The 15,687-nt window shown below is 59.3% G+C and carries 12 protein-coding genes; 3 read left to right on the top strand and 9 right to left on the bottom strand.

From position 1 onward, the window contains the following. Nucleotides 1-39: 39 nt before the first annotated feature. Nucleotides 40-2,631, bottom strand: a complete 2,592-nt coding sequence (locus AB4N43_RS11185; RefSeq protein WP_059181551.1) for a glycosyltransferase — start codon at nt 2,629-2,631, stop codon at nt 40-42. Nucleotides 2,632-2,849: 218 nt separating this feature from the next. Here AB4N43_RS11185 and tcdA point away from each other — a divergent pair, with 218 nt between their 5' ends. Next, on the top strand, nt 2,850-3,665 hold the full coding sequence (tcdA, locus tag AB4N43_RS11180) for a tRNA cyclic N6-threonylcarbamoyladenosine(37) synthase TcdA (protein WP_032833614.1): 816 nt from the start codon (nt 2,850-2,852) through the stop codon (nt 3,663-3,665). A gap of 31 nt (nt 3,666-3,696) precedes the next feature. On the opposite strand, the gene AB4N43_RS11175 is transcribed toward tcdA, so the two are convergent. The 4 genes from AB4N43_RS11175 to AB4N43_RS11160 all read right to left on the bottom strand — a co-directional run bounded on the left by AB4N43_RS11175 (nt 3,697) and on the right by AB4N43_RS11160 (nt 6,813). Continuing rightward, a complete protein-coding gene (locus tag AB4N43_RS11175) occupies nt 3,697-4,101 on the bottom strand; it encodes a SufE family protein (RefSeq protein WP_460154025.1) in 405 nt (134 codons plus the stop codon). Continuing rightward, nucleotides 4,098-5,303, bottom strand: coding sequence for an aminotransferase class V-fold PLP-dependent enzyme (locus AB4N43_RS11170; protein WP_027924968.1), 1,206 nt, complete (start codon nt 5,301-5,303; stop codon nt 4,098-4,100). The genes AB4N43_RS11175 and AB4N43_RS11170 overlap by 4 nt, the downstream gene beginning before the upstream one ends. Before the next feature lie 134 nt (nt 5,304-5,437). Next, a complete protein-coding gene (dapD, locus tag AB4N43_RS11165; protein ID WP_027924969.1) occupies nt 5,438-6,472 on the bottom strand; it encodes a 2,3,4,5-tetrahydropyridine-2,6-dicarboxylate N-succinyltransferase in 1,035 nt (344 codons plus the stop codon). Between the two features lie 32 nt (nt 6,473-6,504). After that, nucleotides 6,505-6,813, bottom strand: coding sequence for an arsenate reductase (locus AB4N43_RS11160; protein WP_231986532.1), 309 nt, complete (start codon nt 6,811-6,813; stop codon nt 6,505-6,507). A 234-nt stretch (nt 6,814-7,047) separates the two neighbouring features. On the opposite strand from AB4N43_RS11160, the gene AB4N43_RS11155 reads away from it, so the two are divergent. Next, complete coding sequence (locus AB4N43_RS11155) at nt 7,048-8,679, top strand: Na+/H+ antiporter (RefSeq protein WP_059181547.1); 1,632 nt, start codon at nt 7,048-7,050, stop codon at nt 8,677-8,679. A gap of 39 nt (nt 8,680-8,718) precedes the next feature. Here AB4N43_RS11155 and AB4N43_RS11150 read toward each other — a convergent pair whose 3' ends face one another. The 4 genes from AB4N43_RS11150 to map all read right to left on the bottom strand — a co-directional run bounded on the left by AB4N43_RS11150 (nt 8,719) and on the right by map (nt 14,503). Beyond that, the gene (locus tag AB4N43_RS11150) at nt 8,719-9,450 is read right to left on the bottom strand and encodes a M12 family metallopeptidase (RefSeq protein WP_194939930.1); all 732 of its coding nucleotides are present in this window, start codon (nt 9,448-9,450) and stop codon (nt 8,719-8,721) included. Between the two features lie 165 nt (nt 9,451-9,615). Beyond that, nucleotides 9,616-10,815, bottom strand: coding sequence for a succinyldiaminopimelate transaminase (gene dapC, locus AB4N43_RS11145; protein WP_194939929.1), 1,200 nt, complete (start codon nt 10,813-10,815; stop codon nt 9,616-9,618). A gap of 153 nt (nt 10,816-10,968) precedes the next feature. After that, nucleotides 10,969-13,671: a [protein-PII] uridylyltransferase gene (locus AB4N43_RS11140; protein ID WP_027924972.1), complete on the bottom strand. Its 2,703-nt coding sequence runs from the start codon at nt 13,669-13,671 to the stop codon at nt 10,969-10,971. Nucleotides 13,672-13,720: 49 nt separating this feature from the next. Continuing rightward, nucleotides 13,721-14,503: a type I methionyl aminopeptidase gene (map, locus tag AB4N43_RS11135; RefSeq protein ID WP_027924973.1), complete on the bottom strand. Its 783-nt coding sequence runs from the start codon at nt 14,501-14,503 to the stop codon at nt 13,721-13,723. 372 nt (nt 14,504-14,875) lie between these two features. Here map and rpsB point away from each other — a divergent pair, with 372 nt between their 5' ends. Continuing rightward, nucleotides 14,876-15,613 carry a 30S ribosomal protein S2 gene (gene rpsB / locus AB4N43_RS11130; protein ID WP_003219330.1) on the top strand — a complete coding sequence of 246 codons (738 nt, stop codon included), beginning with the start codon at nt 14,876-14,878 and terminating at the stop codon, nt 15,611-15,613. Nucleotides 15,614-15,687: the final 74 nt, after the last annotated feature.

Genomic DNA, 15,687 nt, shown 5'->3' with positions numbered 1-15,687 from the left:
CGGCGACCATTGGCCGCCGTTTAGTGCATCCATACAGATTTAGACGGCGGGTGCCGGCTCCGGCTCGGCGGCCGGTTTCGGCAGCGAAGACAGGAACGCCATGATCAGCGCCGCCAGGTATGGCAGCGATTGCACCAGCAACATGGTCACCCAGAAGCGCATGTCGTTGCTCGGCAAGCCGTTGACCAGAAAGATCCCCAGCGCCGCGCCCCACAACAGCAGCATGATGAACACCTCTTCACGGGCCTCCGAAATTGCCACCCAGAAGCCGTGGTTATCGGCGTTTTTCGGGGTGCGGAAGAACGGAATGCTGCTGGTGAAGAAGCCGTACAGCACCGCTTTGGCGATGGTGTGCGACAACGCCAGCCCGGCCAGAGCCGCGCAGAACGCATCTTTGAGGTTCACGCCGACGGCGCGGCGATACAGGAAGATGATCTTGCCGACCTTGAACACGAACAGCGCCAACGGCGGGATTGCGAAAATCAGCAACGGAGGATCGACCCGCTGCGGCACGATGATCATCGCCGCCGACCACAACAATGCGCCGACCGTGAAGAAGATGTTCATGCCATCTGCGACCCACGGCAGCCAGCCCGCAAGGAAGTGGTAACGCTGGCCACGGGTCAGCTCGGTGTCCTTGCCGCGCAGCAGGCTGGCGGTGTGGCGCTTGATGATCTGAATCGCTCCGTAGGCCCAGCGGAAACGCTGTTTCTTGAAGTCGATAAAGGTATCGGGCATCAAGCCTTTGCCATAGCTGGTGTGGTAATACGCCGCCGACAGGCCTTTTTCGAACACGCGCAGACCCAACTCGGCGTCTTCACAGATGCACCAGTCAGCCCAGCCGAGCTCTTCAAGCACCGAGCGCCGGGTCATGGTCATGGTGCCGTGCTGGATGATCGCGTCACGGTCGTTGCGGGTGACCATGCCGATGTGGAAGAAGCCTTTGTATTCCGCGTAGCAGAGCTTTTTGAAGGTGCTTTCGTTCTGATCGCGATAGTCCTGCGGCGACTGCACCACCGCAATTTTCGGATCGGCGAAGTGCGGCACCATGTGCTTGAGCCAGTTCGGATCGACGCAGTAATCCGAGTCGATTACCGCGATGACTTCGGCATCCTTGGCGGTGTGCGGGATCAGGTAGTTCAGCGCGCCGCCCTTGAAACCGGCCAGCGGTGCAACGTGGAAGAACTTGAAGCGCGGGCCGAGGGTTTCGCAGTAATCGCGCACCGGTTCCCAGACCGCAGGGTCCTTGGTGTTGTTGTCGATGATCAGGACTTCGAAGTCCGGGTAATCGAGGTTGGCCAGCGCGTTGAGGGTCTGTTTGACCATCTCCGGCGGCTCGTTGTAGCAGGGCACGTGGATTGAGACTTTCGGTCTGTAGTCCGAGTCGCCCACCACCGGCAGGAATTCACGACGACGCTTGTGAGTCCAGACCGCTTCGGCCAGTTCATGCGCCTCGGTCAGCAGAACGATAAAGACCCCGAGCGCGCCGAGGGCCAGGAGGAATCCAACTGTCAGGCTGAACCAGGTGCTGTATTGCTGGCTGTAGTCGTAACCGATCCACACCAACACCGAACCGCACAGGAACGCGATAAAGGTCAGGAAGGTACGGCCACGCTGGCGCAGGGCCGAGCCGTCGATCATCAGCAGGGTCAGGGACAGCAATGCCAATACGGCCGAGCCGATCGCCAGCACGCGCCATTGCGGGATCGCGACCACCGGGCCCTCGAAGTTGAATTTCTGCTGGCGCGCGGCATTGAACACACCCCAATACGCGCCCACCGAACCTTCGTCGCTGGCCTTCCACGGCTGGTCAAATGCTTCGATCACGAAGTAGTTGAAGCCCTGGCGGTTGAGTTTGTTGACCAAGGTGCGCAGGTAGATCGCCTGATCCGCCGGGCTCGCATCGGTGCCGCCACGCATACGGCCGTTGCTCGGCCAGCCAACCTCCGAGAGCAACAGCGGTTTTTTCGGGAACATCTTTTTCAGGTCGCGGGCGCGGTCAAGGACGAACTGGCCGGCTTTGTCCACCGGGATGAATTCCCAGTAAGGCAAAACGTGGGCGGCGATCAGGTCGACGTGCTTGGCCAGTTCCGGGTGTTCTTCCCAGACGTGCCACTGCTCGGACGTGGTCACCGGCACCTTCACGGCGGCGCGCACGCGATCAAGGATCACGCTCAGTTCGGCAGCGGTAATTTCCTTACGGAAGATCGCCTCGTTACCGACCACCACGCGAACCACACTGCGGGAGGTGTTGGCAATTTCGATGGCACGGGTGATTTCGCGCTCATTGCGCTCCTGGTCCGGGCTGATCCAGATCCCCAGGGTCACGCGCAGGCCGAATTCCTCGGCGAGCTTGGGAATGTCTTCCAGGGTGCCGTCGACCGAGTAAGTACGGATGTTGTCCGTCAGCTTACTCATGATCTCCAGGTCGCGACGCATTTGATCGTCGGTCGGGTACTGCTCTTTCTGCGGGTACTGGCCTTGCTGGAACGGCGAGTACGAGAAGCCGGAGATCTGTTCAGGCCAGTTGGGGGCGGTGACCGGGCGGTTGATCAGCGCCCAGAAGCCGGTAAACAAGGCTGCGATGGCGAGCACCACGACCAGGTTGAGTCCAAATTTGCGGGATGACATAGCTATTTCAGGTTCCAAAGACTGTGGAACGAAGGAACGGTTGGCGGTCGCCAAGGGGCGCGCATCCTACACCGGGCATTCTCTTTTCGTACAGCGGACAGGGAATTGCCGGACATTGGGCAATTTGCTTTCACATAAGTTCTTACACTTGTAGCCAGAAGGTTAAAAGTTCTCGCGCAGTGGCCCTATAATGCGCGCCGGTTTTTGGGGTATTGGTCATGAGTACAGAAGATCCGCGGTTTGCAGGCATCGCCCGTTTGTATGGCATCGAGGGGCTGGAGCGCCTGCGCGCTGCGCATGTGGCAATCGTTGGCGTCGGCGGCGTGGGTTCGTGGGCTGCGGAAGCCATCGCCCGGTGTGGCGTGGGCGAGATTTCGCTGTTTGACCTCGACGACGTCTGCGTCAGCAACGCCAACCGTCAGTTGCACGCGCTGGACAGCACCGTCGGCAAACCCAAAGTTGAAGTGATGGCCGAGCGCCTGCGCGGGATCAATCCGGACTGCTCGGTGCACGCGGTGGCGGATTTCGTCACCCGCGAGACCATGGCCGAGTACATCACGCCGAACATTGACTGCGTGATCGATTGCATTGACAGCGTCAACGCCAAGGCCGCGCTGATTGCCTGGTGCAAGCGGCGCAAGATCCAGATCATCACCACCGGCGGTGCGGGTGGGCAGATTGATCCGACGCTGATTCAGGTGTGCGACTTGAACCGTACGTTCAATGATCCGTTGGCGTCGAAAGTGCGCTCGACCTTGCGTCGCGACTACGGCTTCTCTCGCACCGTGACTCGCCATTACAGCGTGCCTTGTGTGTTTTCTACTGAGCAACTGCGCTACCCGAAACCGGATGGCAGCATCTGTTTGCAGAAGAGTTTTGTCGGCGATGGCGTGAAGCTGGACTGTGCGGGCGGGTTTGGTGCGGTGATGATGGTAACGGCGACGTTCGGGATGGTGGCGGCGACCAAGGCTGTGGACAAGATTGTGGCGGGTGTTCGGCGCCCTTCGGATCGGGTCAAGCCTGAGGTTGGATAATTGTTCCCACGCAGAGCGTGGGAACAATCAGTTACTGAGCCATCTCATTCATTCGCTGGAGCACGGCATTCAGGCCATTGCTGCGCGACGGCGACAGCTGCCGCGAAAGCCCGAGTTGATTGAACCACTCCGGCAAATCCACCTGCCGCAATTCAGCCGCCGACAACCCGTTGACCCGCGCCAGCAGCAACGCCACCAACCCGCGAATCAACCGCGCGTCGCTGCTTGCCGCAAACTGCCAATGACCGTCCAGCAGCGCGCCCACCAACCAGACCTGGCTTTCACAGCCATGCACCCGGTTGGCATCTACCTTATCCACATCGCTCAACGCCGGCAGGCGGTCGCCCCATTGCATCAGCAATCGCGCGCGCTGTTCCCAGCCGGCAGCGTTTTGGAACGTCTCCAGCGCCGCCACCGCATCGGCAGGCAGATTCATCTCAACAGCTCCAGCGCCTGATCCAGCGCTTCAAAGAATCGCTCCAGGTCTTCGGAATCGTTGTACAGCGCCAACGACACCCGGATCGCCCCGGCCAGTTCGAAGCTTTTGAGGAGCGGCATCGCGCAGTGATGCCCGGCGCGAACGGCAATTCCCTGTTCGGTCAGCAAATGCGCCAGGTCTGAGTTATGCACACCCTCGACGACAAAACTCGCCAGGGCCAGTTGCGGTTTGCCCAGCAATCGAATGCCGTTACGGGCCTCAAGACCCTTCAGCAAGTAATCATGCAGCGCGGCTTCATGGGCGTTAACGGCGCCCTGATCGAGCCCGGTGAGGTAATCCAGGGTCGCGCCCAGACCAATCACAGCGGCAATAGGTGGCGTTCCGGCCTCTAAACCCAGCGGGGCAGGGCGGAAGCGTGCGTGGTGGTAATCCGCATCCAGCACCATTTCGCCGCCGAATTGCCAGTGACGCAGTTGCTTCAGTGCCTCGTTGCGGCCGAACAACACACCGAGGCCATCGGGGCCATAGAGCTTGTGGCTGGAAAACACATAGAAGTCGCAACCCAGTGCCTGCACGTCATGCCGGCCATGCACCACGCCTTGAGCGCCGTCGACCACGGTCAACGCATCGTGCGCCTTGGCCATCGCCATTAAGGACGGCAGTGGCTGCCAGACGCCGAGCACGTTGGACAGCTGACTGACCGCCAGCAAGCGGGTTTGCGGCCCAATCAACTGCGCGGCGGCCTCAAGATCGATCAAGCCGTCGGCATCCAGCGGCAGGATCACCAGATTCAGCTCGCGCCGCTGGGCCAGTTGCTGCCATGGCAGCAGGTTGGCGTGATGCTCCAGGGCGCTGATGACAATCTCATCGCCCGGATTGAAAAGATGTTCCAGGCCATAGGCCAGGAGGTTCAGCGCGGATGTCGCGCCATGGGTAAAGATGATCTGCCCGCCATCGCCAGCATTCAGCCATTGCGCGACTTTGCTGCGACTGGCCTCGAACGCTTGGGTGGCGTGGGCGCCGGGCAAGTGTTGCGCCCGATGCACATTGGCTGCGCCATTGGCGTAGTAATGCGTCAGGGCATCCAGCAGGGCTTGAGGCTTTTGCGTGGTGGCGGCGTTGTCCAGATAGGTCTGGTCTTGCCGTTGCAGAGCGGCGATGGCCGGAAAATCGGCGCGCCAGGGAGAGGGGATCATCATGTTATTTCGGCCCTGGTAAACATGGGCGGGTGTACGCCAAACCCGTAGGAGCAAAGCTTGCTCGCGAAGCTTTTAGTGGCCTCAGGGGCCCCATCGCGAGCAAGCTCTGCTCCTACAGGTGATCGTGACGTCGCTTAGTTGTGAGCGTGCAGCGCTTCGTTCAGTTCGATGGCCGATTTGTGGGTTTTGCATTCCACGGCACCGGTCTCCGAATTGCGACGGAACAACAGGTCAGGTTGGCCGGCCAGTTCACGCGCCTTGACGACTTTGACCAGCTTGTTGTTTTCGTCCAGCAGCGCCACTTTGGTGCCAGCGGTCACGTACAGGCCCGACTCAACGGTGTTGCGGTCGCCCAACGGAATACCGATACCGGCGTTCGCGCCGATCAGGCAGCCTTCACCGACCTTGATCACGATGTTGCCACCGCCCGACAGGGTACCCATGGTCGAGCAACCGCCGCCCAGGTCCGAACCCTTGCCGACGAATACGCCAGCGGAAACGCGGCCTTCGATCATGCCCGGGCCTTCGGTGCCGGCGTTGAAGTTGACGAAACCTTCGTGCATCACGGTGGTGCCTTCGCCGACGTAAGCGCCCAGACGGATACGTGCCGCGTCAGCGATACGCACGCCGGCCGGTACCACGTAGTCGGTCATTTTCGGGAACTTGTCCACCGAGAACACTTCCAGCAACTCGCCACGCAGGCGGGCTTCCAGTTGATGCTCGGCCAGTTCGGACAGGTCGATCGCGCCCTGGCTGGTCCATGCCACGTTCGGCAGCAGCGGGAACACGCCGGCCAGGTTCAGGCCATGGGGCTTGACCAGGCGGTGCGACAGCAGGTGCAGCTTGAGGTAAGCCTCAGGCGTGGAAGTCAGTTGCACGTCTTCGGCCAGAATGGTCGCGACCAGCGGCTTGTGGCTCTCGGCCAGACGGGTCAGCAGGGAAGCCTGGGCAGCGTCGACGCCTTTCAGCGCTTCAGCCAGTTGCGACGCCTGAGCGGTGCTGAAAGCGATGGCCTGATTGCCTTCGGTGTAACCCAGGACCGGCGCGATGGCGGCGATGACTTCAGCCGACGGATGCAGGACAGGGGCGGCGTAGAACACTTCCAGCCATGCGCCTTGACGGTTTTGAGTGCCGACACCGAAGGCCAGGCTGAACAGGGAATTGGACATGTGAATACCTCTACAAAATTGAACGGGCTGGCTTACTTGAGCGCTGCCGCGTAGATATCTGGCTTGAAGCCAATCAGGGTTCGGTCACCGAGATCGAGCACCGGGCGCTTGATCATCGAGGGTTGTGCGAGCATCAGTTCGATGGCTTTCGGCTGGTCGAGATCGGCTTTGCGTTCGTCGTCGAGCTTGCGAAAGGTCGTGCCTGCACGGTTCAACACCACTTGCCAGCCGTGCTCGTCGCACCATTGGGTCAGGTGTTCACGGTCGATTCCGGCCGTTTTGTAATCATGAAAGTCATAGCTGACAGCGTGTTCATCGAGCCAGGTGCGCGCCTTTTTCATGGTGTCGCAGGCTTTGATGCCGAAAAGGTGCAACGTTTTGCTTGAAACGGTCAAGGAATTGCCCCCTTTGCAGGTGCTGAAAAAAAAGGTGACGGATTATGCCATGGCCTTCCGGTTAAAACGCAAAACCTGTGGGAGCTCAGATCCGCCTGCGACATTGGTGTAACGTCCGTCGTGCAGTCTATGCGGCTAATATGGCACTTCGATGCTGTCGATTGCTGGGAACCGCGCTTTATGCAAACCGCCTATACCGTTCTTATCCTGTTGATGCTGGTCGGCGTTTCGCGTCTGATCGGACGGGTGATCCCGCTGCCGCTGCCCTTGGTGCAAATTGCTGCCGGGGCGTTGCTGGCGTGGCCGACCCTGGGTTTGCACGTGGCACTCGACCCGGAACTGTTCCTCTTTCTGTTCCTTCCGCCGCTGCTGTTCTCCGACGGCTGGCGCATGCCCAAGCGTGAGTTCTGGCGACTGCGCGGGCCGATCCTGACGTTGGCGGTGGGATTGGTCCTGTTCACTGTAGTCGGCGCGGGTTACTTCATTCATTGGTTGATCCCGAGCATTCCACTGCCGGTGGCCTTCGCCCTTGCCGCCGTATTGTCGCCGACGGATGCCGTGGCGGTATCGGCCATTTCCCGCAATCGCTTGCCCATGCCCTTGATGCACATGCTCCAGGGCGAGGCGCTGATGAACGATGCCTCGGGTCTGGTGACCTTCAAATTCGCTTTGGTCGCTGCGGTGACGGGCGTGTTCTCGCTGGCCAGTGCCAGTCTGGCGTTTGTATTGGTGGCGGTTGGAGGCCTGGCCGTCGGCGTGGCACTGAGCTGGCTGGTCGGGCGCTCGCGGTCGTGGATGATTGCTCGCGGTTGGGATGACCCGGCGACTCACGTGGTGTTCATGTTGCTGCTGCCGTTCGCCGCTTATGTGTTGGCTGAACGGCTCGGTGCCTCGGGCATTTTGTCGGCGGTGGCGGCGGGGATGATGCAGAGCTGGCTCGACTTGCTGCCGCGCCAGACCAGCACCCGACTGCTCAACCGCAGCGTTTGGTCATTGCTGGAATTTGCCTTCAATGGCCTGATTTTCCTGTTGTTGGGCTTGCAGCTGCCGGACATCATCAAGGCGGTGGCCAGCCATGAAACCTCGCTGTGGCCGACGCTGCTCTACCGCTGTCTGGATGTGCTGGCGATTTTCCTGGTCCTGCTGGTGTTGCGGTTTGTCTGGGTGCAGAGCATCTGGCGTTTGTCGGTGTTGATGCGGCGCTTGCGCGGCAAAGGCGAGATGACGCATGTGCCGACGATGCGTTCCTGTTGGCTGCTGACGGTCGGCGGAGTACGCGGTGCGGTGACGTTGGCGGGCGTGCTGTCGGTGCCACTGATGATGGGGGGCGAGGCATTCCCTGAGCGCGACCTGCTGATCTTCATCGCGGCCGGGGTCATCCTGTTGTCGCTGATTTCAGCGTGTATCGGCTTGCCGCTGTTACTGCGCGGCATTGAAATAAGTCCTGACGACAAGCGCCGCAATGAAGTGCGAGACGCGTGGCGCAAGACCGCTGAAGCGGCGATTCATGCGCTGGAAATCGAAGAGGCCAAGCCTGTAGACGCGAGTGAGGCAGCGTTGGCTGTCGAACTCAAGGCACGGATCATGTCCGAGTATCGGCATCAGCTGGATGTGTTCAATGATTCGGCGGAAGCCCAGGCGCTGGCCTTTCAGATGGATCTGCTGGAGCGCCGATTACGACTCAAGGCGCTGCGGGCGCAACGCCTGGAGTTGTATAACCTCAGTCGTCATCACCAGATTGGTGATGACGTGCTGCGAGAGGTGTTGGGTGAGCTGGACTTGAGTGAGGCCAATCTTGGGCTGGTTAAATAGTCTAAGCGGGCTCACTCGGATCTATGGATAACTTGATTGCTAACGTTTTGGATAAAGCAACGACATCAGTTTCTTATCTTTTTTACTTATTTTACGGTTGATAGGGATTTCCCAATTTTTTAGAGTCAGCGTGTTAGCGACCGGGTGGTGCATGATGGATTTTCTGTCGTACGAGGTATAAATCGCTTCGATTGTATTGAAGGGCTCAAAGAGATTGCTATCGACCTGTTCTTTGGTCAACGGGTTCATCTCTCTATTCTGGTAAAACTCATACACCTTCGGTTTGTCCCAGGGAATATTGGCTTCGGGGTGTTGATGTTCGTGCATTGCTCCCAAGGCGTGACCAAACTCGTGAGTCACAATCACTGCGAAATCTTCATGGTCAGGTTTGACTCCCAGGTTCATGGTCGGCCAGTCGGGATGAATCAACAGCGCGTCGGTGCCCAGCATTGAGCTGTTTTCATTGTTCCTGGTAGCGATCCGAATCTCGCCCTGCAAATCATCGACGAACTCAAACTTGAGATTGATATACGGCAGCCATTGGCTAGCGGCGTCGATGATTTTCTGTTTGTGCTCATCGTCGGGGCCATCGATAAAAGCGATTTTGAGCGTGCGTCCGTTTGCCCAGAGTTTCGAGTAATTGATCAGCGAGCGTTTGCGCCGGGTGCCGGTTGCGGAACCTGCGTTATCAGGGTTTTCGTTAACAGCAGCGTCGTAGGATTGTTGATCATCGGGCCACTGGATGAGGTTGCAGTCTTCAATACTGTTCATTGGCTACTTCTTCCATGAAGTTAGAGTAAAAGTCGTGTGAGTGCGCACAGCAATGCGCTACATGAGAGTAAGGGGCGGCTGCAGTTCAGTGAACTTTAATTTTGGCAGAAGTGTAACTTGCTGTATGAGAGGCCCGCGCTGCGTTGCACAGTGCGGGCCGGATACTTACTTATTACGAGTAATAAAGTCGCGAATTCGCTTCGCCGCTTCTACGCATTCGTCCAACGGTGCGACGAGTGCCATGCGCACGCGACCAGCTCCCGGATTAGCGCCGTCAACTTCACGGGACAAATAGGAACCCGGCACTACCGTCACGTGTTCTTCAATAAACAGGTCACGGCAGAACGCTTCATCGTCGCCTGCAACATTGGGCCACAAGTAAAAACCGCCATCCGGACGCTGCACGTCCATCACCGGGCTGAGGATTTCCAGCACCGCGTCGTACTTCTCGCGGTACAGCGCACGGTTGGCGCGCACATGCACTTCGTCATTCCATGCGGCCACGCTGGCCAGTTGGGTCTGAACCGGCATCGCGCAGCCGTGGTAGGTGCGATACAGCAGGAAGCCCTTGAGAATGTCTGCGTCACCGGCCACAAAACCCGAGCGCAGGCCCGGCAGGTTGGAACGCTTGGACAAGCTGTGGAAGACCACGCAACGTTTGAAGTCTTTGCGACCCAGCGCCACGCAGGCGCTGAGCAGGCCGGCTGGCGGGGTTTGTTCGTCGAAGTACAGTTCGCTGTAGCACTCGTCGGCGGCGATCACGAAGTCGTATTCATCCGCCAGGGCGATCAGCTTTTTCAGAGTGTCGACCGGGATCAGTGCACCGGTCGGATTGCCTGGCGAGCACAGGAACAGGATCTGGCAGCGTTTCCAGATGTCTGGCGAAACGGCATCGAAGTCCGGATTGAAGCCGTTTTCGTCCAGGCACGGCAGGTAGTGCGGCTTGGCCCCGGCGAGAAACGCCGCGCCTTCGTAGATTTGATAGAACGGGTTCGGGCTGACTACCAACGCATCGTCGCCACGGTTGACCACGGTCTGCGTGAAGGCGAACAGCGCTTCGCGAGTACCGTTGACCGGCAGCACGTTACGCGCCGGGTCGAGCCAGCCGTTCGGAACGCTGAAACGGCGTTCGCACCAGGCGGCGATGGCTTCACGCAGGGCCGGGATGCCGAGGGTGGTCGGGTACACGGCCATCTGATCCAGATTGCTGGCCAGGGCTTCGGCCACGAAACTTGGCGAGCGGTGTTTCGGCTCGCCGATGGACAGCGCGACAGGGCGTTTGTCCGGGTTTGGCGTCACGCTGCCGAGCAGGGCGCGGAGCTTCTCGAAGGGGTAGGGCTGCAACTGGTTCAGAGCGTTGTTCATCGGTAGATCTCGTTCGGTGTGGGGGCTGGCTTTTGTAGGCGCCAGGCTTGCCCGCGATGCAGGCGCCTCGGTTTGTCAGTGCACCGAGGTGATGCTATCGCGGGCAAGCCCGGCTCCTGCATAAGCGCTTTCCCACAGGGAAAGTTGGTTTGTTCAGATGCTGATGCGGGAAAGCTTGATATCGGGTTCGTGGCTGACGCTCAGCTGTTCAACGATTGCATCCTGCAAGCGGCTGCACAGCAACGGGTCCGACAATTGCTGGTTGTTCGCGTCGGTAATGAAAAACACGTCCTCCACCCGCTCGCCCAGCGTGGCAATCTTGGCATTTTGCAGCGACAGGTCGAACTCCAGGAAGATCGTGCCGATTCGCGCCAGCAGGCCTGGACGGTCGGGCGCCGTGAGTTCCAGGACCGTGACCGGACGCTGGGCGTCGTTGTGGATCGTCACCTGTGGCGCAAAGGCGAAATGCTTGAGCTGGCGCGGCACCCGGCGCTGGATGATGGTCGGGTAATCGTCCGGATTGCGCAGGGCTTCGGTCAGGCCGTCACGGATCTGCTTGACCCGCGCCGGGTTGTCGCCAATCGAGTCGCCGTCGGTGTCGAGCACGATGTAGGTGTCGAGAGTGAACTGGCTGCTGGAGGTGATGACGCGGGCGTCATGAATGTTCAGGTTGAGCTGGTCCATCGCGGCCACGGTCACGGCGAAGAAGTCGTGCTGGTCCGGCGCATAAATGAAGATCTGCGTGCCGCCCTCGAACTCGCGCTGAGTGGTTTCCTTGATCAGCACCAGGGGTCCGCCGTCGGCCGGCTGCTGGAGAATCGCGTCGCTGTGCCAGGCCACGTCGCCGGCGGTGTGACGCAGGAAGTAGTCATCGCCGAGCTGCGCCCACAGTTGCTCGACGTCGTCCGGGTCGGTACCGCCGCGCACGAGGATGTCCAGTGCCGCGCTCTGGGTCTGGCGGATCTGCTCTTCGCGATCGACCGGATTCTCCAGGCCGCGGCGCAAGGCGCGCTTGGTCTCGGTGTAGAGCTGGCGCAACAGGCTGGCACGCCAGGAATTCCACAGGGTCGGGTTGGTGGCGTTGATGTCGGCGACCGTCAGCACGTACAGATAATCGAGGCGGGTTTCATCGCCGACAATCTGTGCGAAATCGTGGATCACCTGCGGGTCGGACAAGTCCTTGCGCTGTGCCGTGGTCGACATCACCAGGTGGTTTTGCACCAGCCAGACGATCAGGCGGCTGTCCCACACCGGCAACTGATGGCGCTGGCAAAAGGCTTCGGCATCCACCGCGCCGATTTCCGAGTGGTCGCCATGCCGGCCCTTGCCGATGTCGTGGTAAAGCCCGGCCATATAGATCAGCTCGGGCTTGGGCAGCTTGCCCATGAGCTTGGCGGCCAGCGGGAATTTTTCCGACACTTGTGAGTACTGCAGCTTACGCAGGTGTTTGATCAGGTTCAGGGTGTGTGCATCGACCGTATAGATGTGGAACAGGTCGTGTTGCATCTGGCCGACGATGAAGCCGAACTCCGGCAAATAGCGCCCGAGGATGCCGTAACGGTTCATCCGGCGCAGGTTGCGGTGAATACCGATCTTGCACTTGAACAGCTCGATAAACAGGCTGGTGTTACGAATATCGTTACGGAAGTCGTCGTCGATCAGGTGCCGATGTTCGCGCAGGAGACGGATGGTATCGGCGCGAACACCTTTGATTTCCGGCTGCTGGGCCATCAGCACGAAGATTTCGAGCATGGCAAACGGCGTGCGCCGGAACACGTTGTCGTTGCGCGCCTCGATGTAGCCGTCGTGCAACTGGAACCGCGAGTTGATCGGCTGCGGTGGCGCTTCGTCTTCCGGGGCGAGGATGACTTCTTCGAAGTGCTGGATGATCAGGTCGCTGAGCTGGGCAATGCTCATGACCACCCGGTAATACTGTTGCATGAAGTTTTCGATGGCTTGCTTGGCGTCATCACCGACGAAGCCCAGCAGCCCGGCAATCGAGCGCTGGTGATCGAACAGCAAGCGATCTTCGGAGCGACCGGCGAGCATGTGCAGCGCGTAACGGACTTTCCAGAGAAATTCCTGGGACGAGGCCAGCAGGGCGTTTTCGCTCTCTACCAGAAAACCTTCGCCGGCCAGTGCACGCAGGTTCAGGGTGCCGTATTCACGACGGGCCACCCACAGAATCGTCTGGATATCCCGCAGGCCGCCGGGCGAACCTTTGACGTTGGGTTCCAGGTTATATTCGGTGTCGTTGTATTTGTGATGACGGGCTTTCTGTTCGGCACGCTTGGCCAGAAAGAAGTCCTTGCTTGGCCACATGTGCGCGGTGCTGGTGACATCCAGCATGCGCTGGCGCAGGCGCTCGGGGCCGCAAATAGTGCGACTTTCCATCAGGTTGGTGACCACCGTCAGGTCCGCGCGGGCTTCAACGGCGCATTCATCCACCGAACGAACACTCTGACCGACTTCCAGGCCGATGTCCCACAACAGCGTCAGAAAACGCTCAATGGAATCGCGGAAAACCTCGTGGTCGGCGCTGTCCAGAAGGATCAGCAGATCGATGTCGGAATACGGGTGCAGTTCACCGCGACCATAGCCGCCGACCGCGACCAGCGCGATGTCGGCGTCTTCACTCCAGTTGAACTGCTCCCAGGCCTTTTGCAGGATGTTATCGACGAACCAGGCGCGATCCTCGATCAGCCGGCGAATGTCGCGGCCGCTGCGAAAGCGCCCGTCGAGAACCTCGCGGGCCTGGCGGATCGCCTTCTTGAAGGCGGCAATCGGGCTTGCCTTCAGGGCCAGTTCAGCCTGGAACTGGCCGCGGTCGAAGAGTTCGGGATCCACCTGCGGCATCGATTGGCTTTCCTGTCTATCTATAAGGCTGAGAGCGTTGCGGTCCGGATCAGGCCGAAACGCGCGCGATGGTGTCGTCGGCGCGCAGGGTGAAGATCTCGTAACCGGTTTCGGTGACCAGCAGGGTGTGCTCCCACTGGGCCGACAGCTTGCGGTCCTTGGTGATCGCGGTCCAGCCATCGCCCAACACCTTGGTGTCGGCCTTGCCCTGGTTGATCATAGGCTCGATGGTGAAGGTCATGCCCGCTTTCAGTTCCATGCCGGTGCCGGCACGGCCGTAATGCAGGATTTGCGGCTCTTCGTGGAACACTTTGCCGATTCCGTGACCACAGAATTCGCGAACCACCGAAAAACCGTTCTTTTCGGCGTGCTTCTGGATGATTTCGCCGATGTCGCCGAGGCGGCAGCCGGGTTTGACGATTTCAATCGCCTTGTACATGCATTCCTGGGTCACTTGCGACAGGCGCTCGGCCCAGACCGGCACGGTGCCGACGTGGAACATGCGGCTGGTGTCGCCGTGGTAACCGTCCTTGATGACGGTGACGTCGATGTTCAGGGTGTCGCCATCCTTCAACGGCTTCTCGTTCGGAATACCGTGGCAGACCACGTGGTTGATCGAGGTGCAGATCGACTTCGGGTAGCCTTTATAGTTGAGCGGCGCGGGAATGGCTTTCTGCTCGTTGACGATGTAGTCGTGGCAGATGCGGTCCAGCTCATCGGTGGTGATGCCCGGTTTGACATGTTCGGCAATCATTTCCAGCACATCGGCGGCCAGTTTGCCGGCGATGCGCATTTTTGCGATGTCCTCTGGGGTTTTGAGGGTGACGGTCATACAGGCTCTCTCTGCGCTCGATGGCGCTTGTCAAAACGAAATGGGCGGTGTGCGATCGATCTTCGCGGCCCTGAAAAACCTGATTCTATCAGACGATCAGTGCAAATCTGAGCCTTCGTGCGTCGCATCTCTCTATAGATAGGCGCATTCTTGAACGATTCCACGGGTCTATTAAGGGTGCGCATCAGGATTTGAGAATCCGGGTTCCGTTTTTTTCAGCCTTGTGGTATAAAATGCGCCGCTTTCCGGGGATACCCCGAAAGGCTTAAATCCACACACGTGTCGACACGATGACCTGGGTGCCTTCAGCTGATGCTGCTGGTTGGTCATTGGGATACGTGGAGGCCAAACCCGACTTATTAAGGAACTATCATGTCCCAAGTCAACATGCGCGATATGCTGAAGGCCGGTGTGCACTTCGGTCACCAAACCCGTTACTGGAACCCGAAAATGGGTAAGTACATTTTCGGCGCGCGTAACAAGATTCACATCATCAACCTTGAAAAAACCCTGCCAATGTTCAACGAAGCTCTGACTTTCGTAGAGCGTCTGGCCCAGGGCAAAAACAAGATTCTGTTCGTCGGCACCAAGCGTTCCGCTGGCAAGATCGTTGCTGAAGAAGCAGCACGTTGCGGTTCGCCGTACGTCGATCACCGCTGGTTGGGCGGCATGCTGACCAACTTCAAAACCATCCGTGCTTCCATCAAGCGTCTGCGTGACCTTGAAGTGCAAGCCGAAGACGGTACTTTCGCCAAGCTGACCAAGAAAGAGGCGCTGATGCGCACTCGCGACCTGGAAAAGCTCGATCGTTCCCTGGGTGGTATCAAGGACATGGGCGGTCTGCCAGACGCTCTGTTCGTTATCGACGTTGATCACGAGCGCATCGCGATCACCGAAGCCAACAAGCTGGGCATCCCGGTTATCGGCGTAGTCGATACCAACAGCAGCCCGGAAGGCGTTGACTACATCATCCCAGGCAACGATGACGCAATCCGCGCTATCCAGCTGTACATGGGTTCGATGGCTGACGCTGTGATCCGCGGTCGCAACCACGTTGCTGGCGGCACCGAGCAGTTCGTTGAAGAAGCTCCGGTAGCAGCAGCTGAGTAATTGACGCCTTGGCGTTGACTCAGTAAGCAAAAAGGGGGCTTGGCCCCCTTTTTGCCACCTCGAAAACCGTTTGT

It is taken from the genome of Pseudomonas sp. S2_B07, assembly GCF_054668435.1.
The sequence above is the reverse complement of the archived record's forward strand: the minus strand, read 5'-3'. Positions and strand labels throughout refer to the sequence as shown.

Bases quoted from the DNA above. Each gene is read 5' to 3' on its own strand.
- AB4N43_RS11185 (WP_059181551.1), bottom strand. From the start codon at position 2,631: ATGTCATCCCGCAAATTTGGACTCAACCTGGTCGTGGTGCTCGCCATC.
- tcdA (WP_032833614.1), top strand. From the start codon at position 2,850: ATGAGTACAGAAGATCCGCGGTTTGCAGGCATCGCCCGTTTGTATGGC.
- AB4N43_RS11175 (WP_460154025.1), bottom strand. From the start codon at position 4,101: ATGAATCTGCCTGCCGATGCGGTGGCGGCGCTGGAGACGTTCCAAAAC.
- AB4N43_RS11170 (WP_027924968.1), bottom strand. From the start codon at position 5,303: ATGATGATCCCCTCTCCCTGGCGCGCCGATTTTCCGGCCATCGCCGCT.
- dapD (WP_027924969.1), bottom strand. From the start codon at position 6,472: ATGTCCAATTCCCTGTTCAGCCTGGCCTTCGGTGTCGGCACTCAAAAC.
- AB4N43_RS11160 (WP_231986532.1), bottom strand. From the start codon at position 6,813: ATGAAAAAGGCGCGCACCTGGCTCGATGAACACGCTGTCAGCTATGAC.
- AB4N43_RS11155 (WP_059181547.1), top strand. From the start codon at position 7,048: ATGCAAACCGCCTATACCGTTCTTATCCTGTTGATGCTGGTCGGCGTT.
- AB4N43_RS11150 (WP_194939930.1), bottom strand. From the start codon at position 9,450: ATGAACAGTATTGAAGACTGCAACCTCATCCAGTGGCCCGATGATCAA.
- dapC (WP_194939929.1), bottom strand. From the start codon at position 10,815: ATGAACAACGCTCTGAACCAGTTGCAGCCCTACCCCTTCGAGAAGCTC.
- AB4N43_RS11140 (WP_027924972.1), bottom strand. From the start codon at position 13,671: ATGCCGCAGGTGGATCCCGAACTCTTCGACCGCGGCCAGTTCCAGGCT.
- map (WP_027924973.1), bottom strand. From the start codon at position 14,503: ATGACCGTCACCCTCAAAACCCCAGAGGACATCGCAAAAATGCGCATC.
- rpsB (WP_003219330.1), top strand. From the start codon at position 14,876: ATGTCCCAAGTCAACATGCGCGATATGCTGAAGGCCGGTGTGCACTTC.